This window comes from Bradyrhizobium jicamae, from assembly GCF_018130695.1.
Taxonomy (GTDB): Bacteria; Pseudomonadota; Alphaproteobacteria; order Rhizobiales; family Xanthobacteraceae; genus Bradyrhizobium; species Bradyrhizobium jicamae_B.
Genome location: NZ_JAFCJX010000043.1, coordinates 1 through 17,780, shown reverse-complemented (window position 1 = coordinate 17,780; position 17,780 = coordinate 1). Strand labels below are relative to the sequence as shown.

Genomic DNA, 17,780 nt, shown 5'->3' with positions numbered 1-17,780 from the left:
GTCTGGTCAAAGAGGCTCACCCGATGACGGCAGCGTCCCTGACCGGCGCCGATCCCCAGACCAAGGTGCCGCTGAAGCGCCGCCTGAAGCAGGCGGAGCGCGCGCGACAGATCAAGGCGCTGGCACTAGTTCTGCCGCTGCTGCTGTTTCTGCTCTTCACGTTCGCCGGGCCCATCGCCGGCATGCTGTGGCGCGCGGTCGATGACCGCGAGGTGCGTCAGGTTCTGCCGCAAACGATCGCGGCTCTCGCCAGTTGGGACGGCAAGGACCTGCCGGACGAAAAGACCTACGCGGCGCTGGCAAGCGACATCCTCGCGGCACGCACCGCCGGCACCATCGCCATCGCAGCCAAGCGGCTGAATTACGCGCTGAACGGCTTTCGCACCATCCTCACCAGCACCGCACGCAATCTCAAGGCGATGCCGGACACAGGCACGGCGAAGGAGACGCTGGGCAAGATCAACCCGGCGTGGCGCGAACGCACCACCTGGACCACGATCAAGGACGCCGGCGGCCCGGTGACCGGCTTCTACCTTCTCGCGGCGCTCGACCTGACGCGCAACGCGGACGGCGCGATCGTCGCAGCCCCAGCAGATCAGGCCATCTACCGCGACATTTTCGCCCGCACCTTCCTCATCAGCCTCGGCGTCACGGCACTGTGCCTGATCCTTGGCTTCCCGGTCGCCTACCTGCTCGCGGCCCTGCCGCCGGGCCAGTCGAACCTGCTGATGATCTTCGTCCTGCTGCCGTTCTGGACGTCGCTGCTGGTCCGCACCTGCGCCTGGATCGTGCTGTTGCAGAGCCAGGGCATCGTCAACGACAGCCTGCACTGGCTCGGCATCATCGATGCGCCGCTGCGCCTGATCTACAACCGCTTCGGTGTCTGCGTGGCCATGACCCACGTGCTCCTGCCGTTCATGATCCTGCCGCTGTACAGCAGCATGAAGGCGATCTCGCCCGCTTACATGCGCGCCGCCGCCTCGCTCGGTGCGCCACCCCTCACCGCGTTCCTGCGCATCTACCTGCCTCAGACCCTGCCCGGCATCGGCGCGGGAAGCCTGCTCGTCTTCATCCTGGCGCTCGGCTACTACATCACGCCGGCACTCGTCGGCGGCGCCGCCGACCAGATGATCAGCTACTTCATCGCGCTCTACACGACAGAGACGGCGAATTGGGGCCTGGCCTCGGCGCTGGGTGCGGTGCTGCTGCTGGCCACTATTCTGCTCGCGCTCGTCTACGGCAGACTGGTGCAGGGCCAGCAGGTCACGGGAGGGATGAAGAATTGAGCGACAATTCCTCTCTCCGCACGCCCAGCCAGCGCATCGCGTGGCGTGCGACCATCGTCGTCTCCACGCTGGTGTTCATCTTCCTGATCGCACCGATCCTGGCGATCATGCCGCTGTCCGTCAGCTCGGGCTCGTACCTCACCTATCCGCTGCCAGGCCTCTCGCTCCGCTGGTACGACGACTTCATCAATTCGCCGCGCTGGATGAATTCGCTGAAGAACAGCATGATCATCGGCGTCGCCTCGACCTTGCTGTCGATGGTGTTGGGCACGCTGGCAGCGCTGGGGCTGGCGCAGTGGAAGAGCCGGTTCAAACCGCTGGTGCTGGCTTTCGTGCTGTCGCCGGTCGTCGTGCCCGGTGTCATCACCGCGGTTGGACTCTACTTCTTCTTCGCGCCGATCGGCTTGACCGGCAGTTACCTCGGTTTGATCCTGGCACATACGGCGCTGGCGACGCCGTTTGTGGTGATCACGGTCGGCGCGACGCTGCAAAGCTTCGACACCAACCTGACGCGCGCCGCCGCCTCGCTCGGCGCCTCGCCGCTCGATGCGTTCCGCCGGGTGATCCTGCCGCTGATCATGCCGGGCCTCGCGTCAGGCGCATTGTTCGCCTTTGCGACCAGCTTCGACGAGGTGGTGATCGTGCTGTTCATGGCAGGTCCCGAGCAGCGCACGCTGCCCCGCGAGATGTTCAGCGGCATCCGCGAGAACATCAGCCCCACCATCACGGCGGCGGCGGTGATCCTGACGACGGTCTCGATCATCCTGCTCGCCACCATGGAAGGCTTGCGCCGGCGCAATGAGCGGCTGAAGGGCAACGTCGAATGACGGTCCTTGACACCAGCCGGCCTCGTGCTGTAGGAGCACACGCCATGAAGCTGAACCGGACCAACCGCCGCGCCATCTGCCAGCGTCGTACCAACGACGATGACGGGTCGCGCCATGTCCGACGCCAGCGCTGATTAAGTAAATCAGCCCAGGTTTTCGAGAAGGCCGCGCCCCAAAGCGCGGCCTTCTCGCTTTTCGCGCTTCATTTCACCCAAGAGACCAGAGGAGATCGACATGACCGACGCTACCCATCCGTATGACGCGCTGATGGACATCACCGTGCGCCCGAAGGCCGTGTTCGTCCGCGGCGCCGGCTCGTATCTCTGGGATGATCAGCGCAATCGCTATCTCGACTTCGTGCAGGGCTGGGCCGTCAACGCGCTCGGCCATTCGCCGCCGGCCGTCGCCGAGGCACTCGCCGCGCAGGCCAAGCGGCTGCTGACGCCGAGCCCCGCCTTCTACAACGACACCAGCCTGAAGCTCGCCAAGGCGCTGGTCGAGCAGAGCTGCTTCGACCAGGTGTTCTTCGCCAATTCCGGTGCGGAGGCCAACGAAGGCGCGATCAAGCTCGCGCGGAAATATGGGCTCAAATACAAGAACGGCGCGCACGAGATCATCACATTCGAAGGCGGCTTCCACGGCCGCACGCTCGCGACCATGTCGGCGTCGGGCAAGAAGGCGTTCGAGCCGCTGTTCGAGCCGAAGGTGCCGGGCTTCCGCAAAGCCAGGCTCAACGACATAGAATCGGTGCGGCAGCTGATCTCGAAATCGACGGTCGCCGTGATGCTGGAGCCGATCCAGGGCGAGGCCGGTGTGTGGCCCGCGACGGACGAATTCCTGCAGGAATTGCGCGCGTTGACCCAGCAGTTCGGCCTGCTCCTGATCGTCGACGAGATCCAGACCGGCGTGGGCCGCACCGGAAAGCTGTTCGGCTACGAGCATGCCGGCATCACGCCCGACATCATGACGCTCGGCAAGGGCATCGGCGGTGGCGTGCCGCTTGCCGCCCTGCTCGCGACCGAGAACGCCTCATGCTTCGAGCACGGCGACCAGGGCGGCACCTTCAACGGCAATCCGTTGATGTGCGCCGCGGGCCTCGCCGTGCTCGGGCAGATCGGCCAGCCGTCGTTCCTGAAATCGGTCGCGGACACCGGCCAGTTTCTGGAAGGCGAATTGCAGCGGCTCTCGGCGCGGCATGGGCTCGGCGCGATCAGAGGCCGCGGCCTGCTGCTCGCGCTCGACCTGAAAATGCCGATCGGCGCCGCAATCGTCGCGCAGGCGTTTGCGGAAGGCGTACTGCTCAACTCGCCGCAATCAGACGCGCTGCGCTTCATGCCGGCGCTCAACGTCACCCGCGAGGAGATCTCGTTGATGATCGACTGCCTCGACAGCGTGCTGACCAAGGTCGGCGCGGCGCGGCGGGTGGCGTGACGCCGCCACTGTCATTGCGAGCGCAGCGAAGCAATCCATCGTGCCGCATACGCGGAAGCATGGATTGCTTCGTTCGCTTCAGCGCAAAATTGCTTCGCAATTTTGTCGCGAGCATCCTCGCAACGACGGCGGCGAGTCCTACGGCCGCAGGATCGCCGCGCCCGTGGTCGCCCGGCTCTCCAGATCGACATGCGCCTTCGCCGCATCCTTCAGCGCATAGGCGTGGTTGATCGGCACGTGCAGCTTGCCGTTGATCACGGCCGCGAACAGCGTGTCGGCGCCTTCGAGCAGCTCCTTGCGGGTGCCGACATAATCGTTGAGCTTCGGCCGGGTCGCAAACAGCGAGCCGTGGTTGTTGAGCTCGGCGAGCGCGAACGGCGGCACCGGTCCGGAGGCGTTGCCGAAGCTGACGAACAGGCCGCGCGGCCGGAGGCAGGACAGCGAGCCCGGGAACGTGGTCTTGCCGACGCCGTCATAGACGACATCGCAGAGCTCGTTGCGGCTGATCTGCTTGACGCGGTCGACGAAGTTTTCCTCGTTGTAGAGGATGACGTGGTCGCAGCCGTTGGACAGCGCGAGATCCGCCTTGGCCTTGGAGCCGACGGTGCCGATCACATGCGCGCCGAGCGCCTTGGCCCATTGGCAGGCCAATAGCCCGATGCCGCCGGCCGCGGCGTGGATCAGCACGCGATGGCCGGGCTCGACCTTGAAGGTCTTGTGCAGGAGGTACCAGACCGTCAGCCCCTTGAGCATCAGCACGGCGCCCTGCTCATACGTGATGTGGTCGGGCAGTTTTACGAGTTTGTCCGCGGGGATCACCCGCTCCGATGCATAGCCGCCAAGGTTGAAATAATAGGCAACGCGGTCGCCGGGATGGAAGTTGGTGACGCCGGGGCCGACCGCCACGACCTCGCCGGCCGCCTCGTTGCCCGCAATGAACGGCAGGCCGGGCGCCTTGTAGAGGCCGGTGCGGAAATAGACATCGATGAAGTTGAGGCCGACCGCGTGCTGGCGGATGCGCACCTCGCCGGTCCCGGGAGCCGCGACCTCGACGTCCTCATAGGTCAGGGCCTCCGGGCCCCCCACCTTGTGCACGCGCACGGCCTTGGTCATGTCGATGTCTCCCTTCTTGAATGTCGTGGCTTGGGGCGAAGCGAATGCCATCGCGGCCGGCTTGTCAACCGAGCCGTCCGGAGCCGGCTATTTCGCCACCTTCCTCCGGTTGCGCTTGGCCATCACGTTGAACGCCTCGACCGCGGCCGAGAAGGCGATCGCGAAATAGATGTAGCCGCGCGGGATGTGGAAGTGGAATCCGTCCGCGACCAGCGCCACGCCGATCAGCACCAGGAACGCCAGCGCCAGCATCTTGGTGGTCGGGTGCTCGGCGACGAAGCGCGCCACCGGCCCCGACGAGATGTACATGATGATGCAGGCGATCACGACGGCCGCAATCATGATCTCGATGTCCTGCGCCATGCCGATCGCCGTGATGATCGAGTCGAGCGAGAACACGAGGTCGATGATGATGATCTGCACGATCACAAGGAAGAACGCGCCGGCGCTGCCCTTGGCGTCGTCCTCGCCCTCGCGCGCCTCGACCTCGCCATGGATCTCGTGGGTCGCCTTCGCGATCAGGAACAGGCCGCCGCCGATCAGGATGATGTCGCGCCAGGACAGCGCCACGTCCTTGACGGTGACGACCGGCTCGGTCAGCCCGATCAGCCACACCAGGATGCTGAGCAGAACAATGCGGAACACCAGCGCCAGCAGCAGGCCGAGCTGCCGCGCGCGCTTGGCCTGCGCGGGCGGGATCCGCGACACGATCACCGACAGGAAGATCACGTTGTCGATGCCGAGCACGATTTCGAGCGCGGTCAGCGTCAGCAGTGCCGCCCAGGCTTCCGGGCTGGAGAGAAGTTCGATCATGCCTTGAATGCTCTTATGCGGCGGATCACCGCGTCGCTGCCGACGATGTAGGCGGCGATGGCGCAGAGTCCGAAGGTGATGGTTATGTCGACCGCAAAGTCGTGCGCGATGGTGTACATGGCGAGCAGAGCCCACGCCGCGAGCAGCCACAGCGTCAGCCAGCGCAGCCGCACCACGCGGACCGGATGCAGCACGTGGAACGGCGCAAAGGTCAGCGCGATCAGCAGCGCGACGGCGAGCGTCGAGACGACCGGCGACGGGCGCAGCAGGAACAGATAGAACGCCGCCGCATTCCACAGCGCCGGGAAACCGCGGAAATGATTGTCCGCGGCCTTCATGCGGCGGTCGGCGAAATACAGCGCGCTGGAGACCACGATGCCGATGCCGAGGATCGGCGCCGCCAGCGGCAGCAGCAGGCCGCTCGCAGTGATCGCATAGGCCGGCACGAACACATAGGTGACGAAGTCGACCACCAGATCGAGCGTGTCGCCCGACCAGTTCGGCTGCAGCCGCGCCACGTCGAATTTCCGCGCCAGCGGCCCGTCGATCCCGTCGACGATCAGGGCCAAACCGAGCCAGCCGAACATGTTGGCCCAGTGCTCGCGCACGGCCTCCAGCATGGCCAGCAGCGCGATCCCGGCGCCGAGCGCCGTGAACAGGTGCACGCCGAACGCGGCCGTCCGCGCACGCTGCGACGCCGATCGGGACTCCCGCTGTTCAATCTGATCCATTGCGCGGGCAGTGCTATCAGGAATCGGCCGGCTTTGCATATCCGCACTTGCGGCGTTCCGCCGCGCGATTTGCCCGAAACTTTTGAGGGGTTTGGTGGCTTGAAAATGCCGCCGGGCATGTCAATTGTCCCGATATGAACGATGCCCTGCCTTCCCTTGACGTTCTCGTTATCGGCGGCGGTCCGGCTGGCCTCTCGGCCGCGATTGCGCTCGCGGACGCCGGCGCCAGGACCGCGCTGCTGGCCCGCCGTGCGCCCTATGCCGACAACCGCACCACCGCCCTGCTCGGCGCCTCCACCGAGCTTTTGGAGCGGCTGGACGTCTGGCGCCGCTGCGCCGACAAGGCCGCCGCGCTCAAGACCATGCGGCTGGTCGACGACACCGGACGGCTGATCCGCGCGCCCGAGGTGCGCTTTTGCTGCGATGAAATCGGACTGTCACAATTCGGCTTCAACATCGACAACCGCTCGCTGGTCGCAGCCCTCGAAGAACGTGCCGCCGAGCTTCCAGGCCTGGCGCGCTTCGACGACGAGGCCGAAACGGTCGAGCCCGCGGACGACGCTGTCTCCGTGCGGACGCGGCAAGGCCAAACGCTGTCAGCGCGGCTGGTGGTCGGCGCCGACGGGCGCAACTCGCTGGCGCGCGAGGCGGCCGGCATCGAAATCGTCAGGCGCGACCTGCAGCAATCAGCCCTCACCTTCAACATCAGCCACAGCCGGCCGCACCGGAACATCTCGACCGAATTTCACACCCCGCACGGCCCCTGCGTGTTCGTGCCGCTCACCGGCAACCGCTCGAGCGTGGTGTGGGTGACCACGCCGAAGGAGGCCGAACGGCTGAAGGGATTGAGCGACGCGGAGTTGTCGGAGGCCGCCGAGAAGCAGTCGCATTCGATCCTCGGCCGCGTCGAGGTCGAGCCGGGCCGATACCTGTTCCCGCTCGGCATCGAGCGCCCGAAGCGCTTTGCCAAGGACCGCATCGTACTGGTCGGGGAATCCGCCCATGTGCTGCCGCCGATCGGCGCGCAGGGTCTCAATATGGGACTGCGCGATGCCGCAGATATCGCGGACATCGTCGGGCGAGCGATCGCCTCGGGCGAGGATCCGGGCGCCCCGCCGGTGCTGTCGCGCTACCAGTTCGCCCGTCGCCCTGACGTCACCAGCCGGATGTTTGCGATCGACATCGCCAACCGCTCGCTGCTCAGCGATTTCCTGCCCATGCAATCGCTCCGCGCCACCGGCCTGCACCTGATCGGCGCCATCGGCCCGCTGCGGCGGCTCGCGATGCGCGAAGGGCTGGCGCCGTCGTGGCGCAGCAAAGCGTTTTCAAGCGAAGTGGGTACCGGTTCGCGTAAAGAAAACGCGTCAAAAAATAAGACACATTAGGGAAACACCAGCCGCCCGGTCTGGATGAACCACATCACGCTGGTCAGCGTGACCACCGAGGCGAAGGTTCCGATCAGCACGGCGACGGAGGCCGGCTCGATCCAGGTGTCGTTCTGCCGGGCGATCACGAACACGTTCAGCGCCGGCGGCAATGAGGCCATCAGCACGGCCGTCGCGGCCCAGGGCTGCGGGAACGGGCCGAACAGCAGCATCAGGCCGAACGCCACCAGCGGGTGGATCAGCAGCTTGATCGCGATCACGCCGGGCACCTCCCACGGCACCCGCTCGAAGGGCCGGAGCGCCACCGTCACGCCGAGCGCGAACAGCGCCATCGGGGCCGCCGCGTTCTGCAGGAACTGGATGGTGCGGTCGAGCGCGACTGGAATCGGGATATGGAACGCGGCCACCAGCGCACCGAATACCGCCGACATGATCAGCGGGTTCTGCACGATCTGCCGCGCCACCACGCCGAGCGCATGCAGGATCGAAGGATGGTCGCGGTCGGACAGTTCGATCAGCAGCGGCACGATCGAGAACAGGAAGATGCTGTCGCAGCAGAAGATCAGCGCGGTCGGCGCCGCTGCCTTGGTGCCGAGCACCGCCAGCGCCAGCCCCGGGCCCATGTAGCCGATATTGCCGTAAGCCCCTGACAACCCCGCCAGCGTCGCCTCCCGCAGGCTCAAGCCCCCCATCAGCTTGCCGGCGACCATGGCGAGGACGAACGCAGTCACGGTTCCCAGCGTGGTCGCGATCAGGAACGGCGGGTTGTTCAGCTCGGAAAACGGCGTCTTGGACATGATCCCGAACAGCAACGCCGGCAGCGAGACGTAGAGCAGGAAGAAGTTCATCCAGACGAGCCCGCTCTCCGGCAGGCTCCTCACCTTGCCGCAGGCAAAGCCGACGAAGATCAAACCGAAATATGGCAATGCCAGATTGAGGATATCGATCATTCCTGAAGTGTTTTCTCGGTTTCGCCCCGGCCGCTTCAACCGGGCTGGAATCAGTAAACGGCTGGTTAAATCCGCGCCAATGCCCCTAGCATCGGCCACAATCATGGTCTATCGCAGAGGCATGATCAAAGCGCGCACCGCCAAATTCCAGATCGGGCAGATCGTCCGCCACCGGGTGTTCTCGTTCCGGGGCGTGATCTTCGACATCGATCCGGAGTTCAACAACACCGAGGAATGGTGGTTGTCGATCCCGGAGGACATGCGCCCGCACAAGGATCAGCCGTTCTACCACCTGCTCGCCGAGAATTCGGAGACCGAATACGTCGCCTATGTCTCAGAGCAGAACCTGCTGCCGGATGATTCCGGTGAGCCGATCCGTCACTCGCAGGTCGCCGAGATCTTTGTGAAGGACAAGTCGGGCGGCTACCGTCCGCGCAATCCGTCGCTGAACTGAGTTTCGCTTCCCTCTTCCAACGAAAAAGGCGCCCCTTCGGGCGCCTTTTTGTTGTGGATGTGCCTCAGCGCTTATTTTTGGGCGGAAGGAGCACCGCCGCCGGCCTTCTGCGCGTCCTCGAGCTTCTTGCGCTGCTCTTCGGCGCGCTTCTGCAGTTCTTCCTGCAGCTTCTTCTGGTTCTCCTCGAACACCTTCGGGTCGGTGGGCGGACCGTCATAGGCCTTGGCAAATTCGCCGGCGAGCGGCAGCGGCAAGGTCAGCGGCGCGCCGTTGGAGTTGATCGCCTGAACCACCAGGTTCTGGCCCTTTTTCAGGCTGGCGATCATTTCCGGCGTCGCTTCATAGTCCGACATGCAGCCGTTCTGGAAGCAGATCACATAGGGCGACTGCAGCGGCGCGTTGTTGTCGACGATGATGCGGGTGCCGTGAACCAGCTGCATGCCGAGCGGCAATGTCACGCGGAGAATCTTCTTCGGCTCGCCTTCCGGCTCGATGATGACGGCCGCGATCACGGGCTGACCGGACTCGATGCGGCCGTCCTTGCCGGTGAAGCAGACCTGCTTGGCGTTGGCTTCCTGGCCCTTGAGGCAGAACTTGGTCCAGGGCGCATAGATCAGCTGGACCTGCTGGTCCTGGGGCGGCGGCTGCTGCGGTGCAGCGGCGGGCGCCTGGGCCTGGCCACCCGCGGCAGGAGCCTGCGCAGCCGGAGGAGCCGCCGGCTGCTTTGGCGCCGCCTTCGGGGCCGCCTTGGGTGCCGCCTTCGGGGCCGCGGGCGCAGCCGGGGCTGCAGGCGTCTGGGCCTGCGCAGCGGGAGCCAGCATCGCGGCGGAGAACGCGGTGGCCGCCATCAAGGCGACAATTCGCCCACGCGGCCGGACCGGGGCGGCCAGGATACGGAAATTCATTGCGGAAAACCCTTTCTGAACGGCAGCACCCGAAACCGCTGCAGGCGCCGACACATAGCCGCGGAACACAGCTGCTCGCGCGGCTGTCTCCCCGTCAATTGAGGCGGATACGTGACAGGCTGAACCGCCGGATCAATTGCACGCCTTCAATACAGCGGCACACGAAAAGATCAATGCCAACAAGCGTATTTGAAGCCCCATCGCGGCGTTGCACAGGCCTTTGTGATAAGGCTTTCGGGTGAGTTTCGCCGAATCACATCGACGCGTTCGGGGGCGTTTGATCGGACGTTTCAGCGGTCGCCTCGCCGCCGGCGTGGCTGTGCTGCTTGTCGGCTGTGCGAGCCCGGCTCGGGCAACCGAAAGTACTGCCATCGCGATGCACGGCGCCCCGGCGCTGCCGGCCGACTTCGCTCACATGCCATATGCAAATCCCGATGCGCCGAAGGGCGGCCGGCTGATCTGGTGTCAGCTCGGTTCCTTCGACAGCCTCAATCCGCTGATCGTGCGCGGCATCGCCGTGCAGCACATCCGCAACTACGTCTATGAGAGCCTGATGGCGCGCGGCAACGACGAGCCGTTCACGCTCTATGGCCTGCTCGCGAAATCGCTGGAGACCGACGACGCCAGGAGCTTCGTCACCTTCCATATCGACCCGCGCGCCCGCTTCGCGGACGGCCATCCCGTCACCGCCGAGGACGTGCTGTTCTCGCTGACGCTATTGCGCGAGAAGGGGCGGCCCTATCACCGGCAGTATTATTCCAAGGTCGCCAAGGCAGAGGTGCTGGATCCCCTCACCGTGCGGTTCGATCTCACTGGGGCCAACGACCGCGAGCTGCCGCTGATCCTCGGCCTGATGCCGGTGCTGCCCAAGCACGCCATCAACCCTGAAACCTTCGAAGAGACCACGCTGACCGGGCCGATCGGCTCCGGTCCCTACCGCGTCACCGCGGTCAGGCCGGGCGCCAGCGTGACGCTGACCCGCAATCCCGACTATTGGGGCCGCGATCTGCCGGTCAATCGCGGGCTCTACAATTTCGATGAGATCCGGCTCGACTATTACCGCGAGTCCAACGGCCAGTTCGAAGCCTTTAAGCGCGGGCTGTGCGACTTCCGCGTCGAGACCGAGCCGCTGCGCTGGCACGACGGCTACGACTTCCCGGCCGCGGCGAGCGGCGCCGTGATCCGCGATACCATCAAGACCGGGATGCCGCAGCCGTCGGAATTCCTGGTGTTCAACACGCGGCGGCCGATCTTTTCCGACATCCGCGTGCGCAAGGCGCTGACCTTGCTGTTCGACTTCGAGTGGATCAACCGCAACTACTTCTTCAATCTCTACGGCCGCAGCGCCGGCGTGTTCGCCGGCTCGGAATTGTCGGCCTATACGCGCTCCGCCGATGAGCGCGAGCTCACACTCCTGAAACAGGCTGGCGCCCATATCGAGCCCGACGTGCTTGATGGCAGCTATCGCCTGCCGGTCAGCGACGGCTCCGGCCGCGACCGCACCACACTGCGCGCCGCGATCGCGCTGATGGACGAGGCCGGCTACGACCTCGAAGGCACGGTGATGCGGAGCCGCGCCACCAAGGCGCCCTTCACCTTCGAGATCCTGGTGACGACCCGCGACCAGGAGCGGATCGCGCTGGCCTATCAGCGCGACCTGAAGCGCGCCGGGATCGCGGTCACCGTGCGCGCCGTCGATCCCGTGCTGTTCGACCAGCGCAGGCTCGGCTACGAGTTCGACATGATCCAGAACCGCTGGGATCAATCGCTGTCGCCCGGCAACGAGCAGACCTTCTACTGGGGCTCCCAATCGGCGGATACGCCGGGCACGCGGAACTATATGGGCGCCAGGGACCCCGCGATCGATTCGCTGATCCGCATCCTGCTGGAAGCCCGTGAACGTGCGGGGTTCGTCTCCGCGGTGCGGTCACTGGACCGGGCCTTGATCTCCGGTTTCTACGCAATCCCCGTGTTAAACGCGCCCGAGCAATGGATCGCGCGCTGGAATCGGATAGAACGACCGAAGACCACGGCGTTGGCCGGCTATTTGCCGGAGACGTGGTGGCAAAAGGCCGATTCCAGATCCAAGTGATGCGCCCCAAGTCATGCGACTTGAGTGATGCGACTTGAGTGATTCAACCGACGCAATGCAACCGAAGTTGAGCCCGTGAACCAGCCGATCGCCTCGCCCACGCTCGATACCCTGTTCAAGCGGACCCTGGCGCGGCAGCCGGAGACGTTGGCGCTGGTCGATCCACTCAACAAGCAGCGCATCACCGGTCAGACCCGCAAGCGCCTGACCTATGCGCAGGCCGATCGCGCGATCTCGGCGCTCGCCGCGCACTTCATCGAGTCGGGCCTGCCGGCCAATTCCGTCATCGCCGTGCAGTTGCCGAACACCGTGGAGTTTGCGCTGACCGTGCTGGCCGCGCATCGCGCCGGCCTCGTCGTCGCGCCGATGCCGCTGCTGTGGCGGCAGGCCGAATTGACCTCGGCGCTCAACCGCACCGCCGCCCGCGCCATCGTGACATCAGGCAAGGTCGACGGCGTCGCCTATTCCGACCTCGCGATGAACGCCGCCGCCGAGGCGTTCTCGATCCGCCATGTCTGCGGCTTCGGCACCGACCTGCCCGAGGGCATGGCCTCGCTCGATCAGGCGATCTTGCGGGACTCCCCGACCTCGCGCCCGGTGATCCAGGATGGCCGCAAGGCCGCACTGATCACCTTCGACGTCACCAGCGAGGGTTTGCGCCCCGTGCCCCGCGCGCATTTCAGCCTGATTGCCGGTGGGCTCGCGATCTCCCTGGAAAGCGACGTCAAGCAGGGCGCAACCGTGATGTCCGCCTTCGCGCCGATGTCGTTCGCCGGACTCTGCTCGTCGCTGGTGATCTGGTTGCTGACCGGCGGCAGCCTGGTGCTGCACCATCCCTTCGACGACGAGGTTTTGGAGACGCAGCTCAACGACCACGCCTGCGACACACTGGTGGCGCCGGCACCGCTGGCGTTGCGGCTCGACGAGGTCGGCCTCACCGAGCGGATGCCGACACTGCGCACCGTGATCGGGCTGTGGCGCGCCCCGGAACAGGTCGGCACCAGCCCATCATGGACCTCGCAGCGCGCCGGTTTCACCGACGTCTATCTGTTCGGCGAAGCCGGCCTGTTCGGCGCCCGCCGCATCGCCGAGGACGGCGCGGCGGCGCAGATCAAGCCGGGCCCGCATGGCGCGCCGCGCGCAGTCCCGAGCTCCTCGATCGCCGGCGAGATCCTGGTCACGCCGAAGGGAACGCTCGGCCTGCGCGGACCGATGGTGCCGGTTGCCGCCTATGCGCCGCCGCCTCCGCCGAGCGACACGCTGATCGCATCGCAGCCGCGCGACTATGTCGACACCGAATACGCCGCTCGCGTCGACCGCGCGACCGGCGTCCTCCACGTCACCGCGCCGCCCTCGGGCGTGATGGCCGTCGGCGGCTATCGCTTCCTCGCCCAGGACCTCCAGGAATGGTCGCGCCGGCTCGGCCAGGGCTCGCTGCTGACGGCACTGCCGGATCGCCTCAGCGGCCACCGCCTTGCCGGCCGCGCCCCTGACAGTGCGCGGGCCCGCGACGCGCTGACCGAGCTCGGGCTTAACCCGTTGATGGTGGAAGCATTTCGCGACCGCTCATCGCCCGGATCCAGCTAACTCGACGATTGCGTTGACGCTGCATTAAGCGGCGGGACCTAGCATCGCGGCCACTGTTCCATTGGCCCGAGTTTTGTCCGCGATGTCTCAGCAAGGCCCGATCCTTGTCGTCTCCGCCGAAGTGCGCCCATCCTTCGCCGCCGCGCTGAGCGCGGCAAAACTGTTTCCAGCCGTCGAGACCGACTGGAGCGAAGCGGCGCGCGCGATCGAGACAGTGCAGCCGGCGGCCGTGATCGCCGGCATGGCCGGCGCCGATCCGCAGCGTGTCGAAACTCTGGCGAAGCTGATCGCGGCCCGCGCGCCCTATCTGCCATTGATCGCGGTCGATCCCGTCACCGAGCTCCCCGACAACGCGCTTCCGTTCGTCCAGAGCGAGAGCCAGCCCAATCGCCTGATCGCGCGCCTCAATGCGGCCTTGCGCGTGCGCGCCCTGCACGCGACCGTGATGCGCCGCCTGGTGCCGCCGGTGCCGATTGCGTTCTCCGATATCGACGCGGCAAAAGAAGCAACCGCGCTCCTGATCGGCCGCGGCGGCGCCTACCCGGCGCTATCGGTCGCGCTTGGCGAGCGCTCTGGCGTGGTCGGCGCGCTCAGCATCGAGGCGGCGGCCAAGCATCTCAACAGCCGCGACATCGACGGCATCGTGTTGGCGGAAGGATTTTCGCCGCGCGTGGTCGACGCGTTCCTCACCGTGCTGACCGAGGACACGCGCTTCCGCAGTCTGCCGGTCGTGGTCGTCTCCGGCGATCTCGCGCCGAGCCACGATCTGCCGAACCTCGAGATCACCTCGGTCCCACCTGCGCTGGCTGCCTCCATCGCGCTGCCAATGCTGCGCCAGCATGCGTTTGAGCAACGGCTCAGCCGCACCTTGCGCGCGATCGACGCCGAGGGCCTGATCGATGCCCGCACCGGCCTCTTGACGACGACCGCGTTCGACCGCGACTTCGCAACCGCCGTCTACCAGACGACCGAACGCGGCGGCAGCCTGTCGGTCGCACGCTTCGCCTTCGACAACGCCCATCCCCGCGCGCAGTTCGACGGCGCGCGGATCATCTCAAGGCTGATGCGCCAGATGGATTTTGGCGCCGTGCAGGATGACGGTTCGATCGTCGTCGTGTTCGCCGAAACCGATCCGCGTAACGCCCACGCCATCGCCCGACGGCTCAGCAGCGTGATGCGCCACACCAGCCAGGGCCGGCGCGACACGCGCAGCGAGGCCGATGTCACCGTCGCGACGCTGCTGCCGAACGACTCCGCAAAGTCGCTGCTCGCGCGACTCTACCGACAGGACAAGCGCGCAGCGTCGTAAGCCGTTCTCTAAGGAACAAGCCCTCGCCTCCCGAATTGTCGAACCGCAAATTCTGCAATGGAGGACAAGATGAAGAAACTTGTACTGATCACCGCCGCCGTCGCCGTGCTCGCAACGCCGGTGCTCGCCGAAGAGGTCAAGACCGTCGGCACCGCGCCGGCCGAAGCCAAGTATTCGACCGTCGGCAAGGACGAGATGTTCTCGTCAAAGCTGAAGGGCCTCAACGTCTATAACCAGAAGGACGAGTCGATCGGCGAGATCACCGATATCGCGATCAAGAACAACCAGGTCGAAGCACTGATCCTGTCGGTCGGTGGCTTCCTCGGCATGGGCGAGCATTATGTCGCGGTCGCCCCCTCGTCCGTCAGCGTCCGCCACGACGAAAAGAACAACAAGTGGCTGGCGACGATGAACACCACCAAGGAAGCGATGAAGGCCGCCCCGGAATTCAAGTATCCGAAGTAGGCGACAGCCGTAGGACGACTGCGTAGGGTGGGCAAAGGCGCGCTTGCGCCGTGCCCACCTTTCTTGCTGTGACAGAAGTGGTGGGCACGCTTCGCTTTGCCCACCCTACAATCTTTGCCAGCCCTACGCCGCCTTCTTGCTCTCCGCGAGCACGGCGAGCTGCCGCAGGATCTCCGTCGTGCCGATCAGCCGCTCCTCAGGCGTCTTCCATTCCTGGAAGAACACGACCTTCATGTCCGGGCGTACCTTGGCGGCCTGGCCGTGCTGGCGGATGAACGTCACCAGCCGCTCCGGATGGGCAAAGCTGTTGTCGCGGAAGGCGATCAACGCGCCCTTCGGACCAGCGTCGACCTTCTCGAAATTGGCTCGGCGACGATTCCAATCGCCATGCATCTTCTAGATTCTGCTGACGGATGCTCGAAGCCAATCGATCAGAGTAAAATCGGCGTTTAGAGTTCAACGAACGCGTGGCGGTAGCGCACCATACGCGCGTCGCCTGGGACGCTGTGGATTTAGAAAGGCCTCCGATACGTGCCCAGACAAACTCACACGCAGCGACTTCAAGCCTTCAAGAACGTCCGAAACACTCCACTGCAAATCGTGTGCGACCGTCGATGGGAATGCGTCAATATACGACAACATCCCGGTAGCATCTCGCACTCCGTGCGCAACGAAAATGCGCGCCACCTGCTCCGGTACCACTAAATCATGCCCGACGACGGATGCACCGAAGTCACCAGGCTTTGCCGGAACTTCGGCTGCCCTGATCTTCAGTTGCTCCATTTCGATTCCTTTCGTCTGCCAACGAACTTGTAATCCCAAAATGGTTTATTCCATGCTAAGGATGTAGGCGGACTGCTGACTATTGTGGCACTTCTCCCAGTTTGTTGAACAGTGTGATCTAAACGTCACGACATCGCTCCCGGCCCCCTATAATTCAAGCAATTCCCATATGAAATCATCAACATAGCTAGCCGATATATCGCCGTAACCCGGTCCAGGAGAGTGGTACCCCGAATTAGTCGGCGCGCCAGCGGCCCAAGTGGTTCCTCAGCTATTTCGGAACACAAAGAAACCGCCTTTCTGTTCCATCGGATCAGGCTCAAAACCCACGATACAAATCGCATGCCCGCTAACAACTTTCGACACGGGAGGCGGATCCATAACTCGGCCGTAGTTCTCACCAACGGCCGTGTTCCAATTATCCGGATTTCCCGGGAACCGAAGGTCCGCGTAAACGGGTAGCGTTGCCGCAACCGGGCGACCTTTTTCAAGCGCCCGAAAAACCGCGGCTATTCCGGTTCCTGGCTTGCTGAACACTTCGTAATTTCTGGACCTGAAGGTGTTTTTGCTGGCCGCGGCCAATGCAGCGTTGGATGGGCCTCCATATCCATGATGGCAAACGGCCCCCGGGATGATGTTTGGGCTATACGGCCAGAACGCCTCAGGACAAATACCGATTTGATCAACGGCGTCGCGTGCAAATTCCAGACGCGTAGCATCAATGTTAGGGTGCGGATCGCCAGTTTTATTCTTGATTGCCCAAAACAGAAACTGCTCAGACAAGTCTGTCGGCGGTGACAGCGACCCGGCACAGCTACATAGTTCGGCGCACGCTGCCGACGCGAACGCCACACAAGTGCCGCGATCGCCCTGATCGCCGACAGGCCAAATCCGGTTCACCACGTTGACCGGGCCACTCGCTATCTGGCCCCTGCTGGTTGCACTTGCTGACGAAGAGGCACTCGCGGAAAGAATCGGGACGGGTGTTGTTGCTCCAATGTCCCAGCGGGCATTCGGCGGGTGCGATACACCATTCGGCGTTCGGTGAGAGTTTGGAGTTGAGGCAAGCCGACTCGCTGAACTTGCAAATGCCGCGCTGACCCCTTGCTCGGCGAGCTTCTGCAATAGCGGCAACCGGAAATCGCCGGCTTCACTTACCGAAGGAAAGCAATTGACGAGACAATGTAAGTCCTCAAATGACCTAACGCCCGCAGCTCTTAATACTGCGACCTCCATCGAACTTAGATTTATCTCATCATCAAAAACTTCAATGAAAGATCGCTGCATACCCCCCTCGGAAGAGACGAAACGCAATGATGTACGCAAAACAGAATCTAAGAAAGTAAATCAACGCGAGTACTGATTCTAAAACGCTACCACCGGGTTCCACACGAGTCGAGTCCAGTCAACCCGCAGAGTTCATTTTATCGACGGCTATCTTCCCTCCCATGAGTGGGCTAGCTGCGCAAAATCGGAAGCACTGGAGGCGACTACGCCGCCTTCTTGCTCTCGGCCAGCACGGCGAGCTGCCGCAGGATCTCCGTCGTGCCGATCAGCCGCTCCTCGGGCGTCTTCCATTCCTGGAAGAACACGACCTTCATGTCCGGGCGTACCTTGGCGGCCTGGCCGTGCTGGCGGATGAACGTCAC

15 protein-coding genes and 1 pseudogene are annotated in these 17,780 nt (G+C 64.5%); 9 read left to right on the top strand and 7 right to left on the bottom strand.

Annotated elements, in window-relative coordinates; translation table 11 throughout:
* Positions 1 to 23 precede the first annotated feature (23 nt).
* The 3 genes from JQ604_RS38220 to JQ604_RS38210 all read left to right on the top strand — a co-directional run bounded on the left by JQ604_RS38220 (position 24) and on the right by JQ604_RS38210 (position 3,544).
* Positions 24 to 1,286 (top strand): ABC transporter permease, encoded by a 1,263-nt coding sequence (locus JQ604_RS38220; RefSeq protein ID WP_212365914.1) that lies wholly within the window; start codon positions 24 to 26, stop codon positions 1,284 to 1,286.
* Positions 1,283 to 2,113 (top strand): ABC transporter permease, encoded by an 831-nt coding sequence (locus JQ604_RS38215; protein ID WP_212365913.1) that lies wholly within the window; start codon positions 1,283 to 1,285, stop codon positions 2,111 to 2,113. Before JQ604_RS38220 ends, JQ604_RS38215 begins: the two co-directional genes overlap by 4 nt.
* 234 nt (positions 2,114 to 2,347) lie before the next feature.
* Complete coding sequence (locus JQ604_RS38210) at positions 2,348 to 3,544, top strand: acetylornithine transaminase (protein WP_212365912.1); 1,197 nt, start codon at positions 2,348 to 2,350, stop codon at positions 3,542 to 3,544.
* A 138-nt stretch (positions 3,545 to 3,682) separates the two neighbouring features.
* Here the strand turns inward: JQ604_RS38210 and JQ604_RS38205 are convergent, their stop codons facing one another.
* From JQ604_RS38205 to pcsA, 3 genes are all read right to left on the bottom strand, one after another.
* Positions 3,683 to 4,657: a quinone oxidoreductase family protein gene (locus tag JQ604_RS38205; protein ID WP_212365911.1), complete on the bottom strand. Its 975-nt coding sequence runs from the start codon at positions 4,655 to 4,657 to the stop codon at positions 3,683 to 3,685.
* A gap of 87 nt (positions 4,658 to 4,744) precedes the next feature.
* Positions 4,745 to 5,470 (bottom strand): TerC family protein, encoded by a 726-nt coding sequence (locus JQ604_RS38200; protein WP_212365910.1) that lies wholly within the window; start codon positions 5,468 to 5,470, stop codon positions 4,745 to 4,747.
* Positions 5,467 to 6,201, bottom strand: coding sequence for a phosphatidylcholine synthase (gene pcsA, locus JQ604_RS38195; RefSeq protein ID WP_212365909.1), 735 nt, complete (start codon positions 6,199 to 6,201; stop codon positions 5,467 to 5,469). Before pcsA ends, JQ604_RS38200 begins: the two co-directional genes overlap by 4 nt.
* Before the next feature lie 134 nt (positions 6,202 to 6,335).
* Here pcsA and JQ604_RS38190 point away from each other — a divergent pair, with 134 nt between their 5' ends.
* Positions 6,336 to 7,586, top strand: coding sequence for a UbiH/UbiF family hydroxylase (locus tag JQ604_RS38190; RefSeq protein WP_212365908.1), 1,251 nt, complete (start codon positions 6,336 to 6,338; stop codon positions 7,584 to 7,586).
* Here the strand turns inward: JQ604_RS38190 and JQ604_RS38185 are convergent.
* Positions 7,583 to 8,536, bottom strand: coding sequence for an AEC family transporter (locus tag JQ604_RS38185; protein WP_212365907.1), 954 nt, complete (start codon positions 8,534 to 8,536; stop codon positions 7,583 to 7,585). The two genes, JQ604_RS38190 and JQ604_RS38185, sit on opposite strands and share 4 nt — an antisense overlap.
* A 121-nt stretch (positions 8,537 to 8,657) precedes the next feature.
* On the opposite strand from JQ604_RS38185, the gene hspQ reads away from it, so the two are divergent.
* Positions 8,658 to 8,990 (top strand): heat shock protein HspQ, encoded by a 333-nt coding sequence (gene hspQ / locus JQ604_RS38180; RefSeq protein WP_024584048.1) that lies wholly within the window; start codon positions 8,658 to 8,660, stop codon positions 8,988 to 8,990.
* 71 nt (positions 8,991 to 9,061) lie between these two features.
* On the opposite strand, the gene JQ604_RS38175 is transcribed toward hspQ, so the two are convergent.
* Entirely contained in the window at positions 9,062 to 9,895 is an 834-nt protein-coding gene (locus JQ604_RS38175; RefSeq protein ID WP_212365906.1) for an invasion associated locus B family protein, read from the bottom strand.
* Between the two features lie 376 nt (positions 9,896 to 10,271).
* Here JQ604_RS38175 and JQ604_RS38170 point away from each other — a divergent pair, with 376 nt between their 5' ends.
* From JQ604_RS38170 to JQ604_RS38155, 4 genes are all read left to right on the top strand, one after another.
* Positions 10,272 to 11,987: an extracellular solute-binding protein gene (locus JQ604_RS38170; RefSeq protein WP_212365954.1), complete on the top strand. Its 1,716-nt coding sequence runs from the start codon at positions 10,272 to 10,274 to the stop codon at positions 11,985 to 11,987.
* A gap of 75 nt (positions 11,988 to 12,062) precedes the next feature.
* Positions 12,063 to 13,574 (top strand): AMP-binding protein, encoded by a 1,512-nt coding sequence (locus JQ604_RS38165; RefSeq protein ID WP_212365905.1) that lies wholly within the window; start codon positions 12,063 to 12,065, stop codon positions 13,572 to 13,574.
* Positions 13,575 to 13,656: 82 nt separating this feature from the next.
* A complete protein-coding gene (locus JQ604_RS38160) occupies positions 13,657 to 14,883 on the top strand; it encodes a GGDEF domain-containing protein (RefSeq protein ID WP_212365904.1) in 1,227 nt (408 codons plus the stop codon).
* A gap of 69 nt (positions 14,884 to 14,952) precedes the next feature.
* Positions 14,953 to 15,348 carry a PRC-barrel domain-containing protein gene (locus tag JQ604_RS38155; protein ID WP_212365903.1) on the top strand — a complete coding sequence of 132 codons (396 nt, stop codon included), beginning with the start codon at positions 14,953 to 14,955 and terminating at the stop codon, positions 15,346 to 15,348.
* Between the two features lie 123 nt (positions 15,349 to 15,471).
* Here the strand turns inward: JQ604_RS38155 and JQ604_RS38150 are convergent.
* Both JQ604_RS38150 and JQ604_RS38145 read right to left on the bottom strand, forming a co-directional pair.
* Positions 15,472 to 15,720 (bottom strand): annotated as a pseudogene (locus tag JQ604_RS38150) (hypothetical protein); the annotation flags it as partial.
* 678 nt (positions 15,721 to 16,398) lie between these two features.
* Positions 16,399 to 17,418 carry a C1 family peptidase gene (locus tag JQ604_RS38145; protein WP_212365902.1) on the bottom strand — a complete coding sequence of 340 codons (1,020 nt, stop codon included), beginning with the start codon at positions 17,416 to 17,418 and terminating at the stop codon, positions 16,399 to 16,401.
* Positions 17,419 to 17,780 lie beyond the last annotated feature (362 nt).

What these genes read in the sequence shown, in the direction of transcription:
- JQ604_RS38220 (WP_212365914.1), top strand. Translation starts at nt 24, where the DNA reads ATGACGGCAGCGTCCCTGACCGGCGCCGATCCCCAGACCAAGGTGCCG.
- JQ604_RS38210 (WP_212365912.1), top strand. Translation starts at nt 2,348, where the DNA reads ATGACCGACGCTACCCATCCGTATGACGCGCTGATGGACATCACCGTG.
- JQ604_RS38205 (WP_212365911.1), bottom strand. Translation starts at nt 4,657, where the DNA reads ATGACCAAGGCCGTGCGCGTGCACAAGGTGGGGGGCCCGGAGGCCCTG.
- JQ604_RS38200 (WP_212365910.1), bottom strand. Translation starts at nt 5,470, where the DNA reads ATGATCGAACTTCTCTCCAGCCCGGAAGCCTGGGCGGCACTGCTGACG.
- pcsA (WP_212365909.1), bottom strand. Translation starts at nt 6,201, where the DNA reads ATGGATCAGATTGAACAGCGGGAGTCCCGATCGGCGTCGCAGCGTGCG.
- JQ604_RS38190 (WP_212365908.1), top strand. Translation starts at nt 6,336, where the DNA reads ATGAACGATGCCCTGCCTTCCCTTGACGTTCTCGTTATCGGCGGCGGT.
- JQ604_RS38185 (WP_212365907.1), bottom strand. Translation starts at nt 8,536, where the DNA reads ATGATCGATATCCTCAATCTGGCATTGCCATATTTCGGTTTGATCTTC.
- hspQ (WP_024584048.1), top strand. Translation starts at nt 8,658, where the DNA reads ATGATCAAAGCGCGCACCGCCAAATTCCAGATCGGGCAGATCGTCCGC.
- JQ604_RS38175 (WP_212365906.1), bottom strand. Translation starts at nt 9,895, where the DNA reads ATGAATTTCCGTATCCTGGCCGCCCCGGTCCGGCCGCGTGGGCGAATT.
- JQ604_RS38170 (WP_212365954.1), top strand. Translation starts at nt 10,272, where the DNA reads ATGCACGGCGCCCCGGCGCTGCCGGCCGACTTCGCTCACATGCCATAT.
- JQ604_RS38160 (WP_212365904.1), top strand. Translation starts at nt 13,657, where the DNA reads ATGTCTCAGCAAGGCCCGATCCTTGTCGTCTCCGCCGAAGTGCGCCCA.
- JQ604_RS38155 (WP_212365903.1), top strand. Translation starts at nt 14,953, where the DNA reads ATGAAGAAACTTGTACTGATCACCGCCGCCGTCGCCGTGCTCGCAACG.
- JQ604_RS38145 (WP_212365902.1), bottom strand. Translation starts at nt 17,418, where the DNA reads ATGCAGCGATCTTTCATTGAAGTTTTTGATGATGAGATAAATCTAAGT.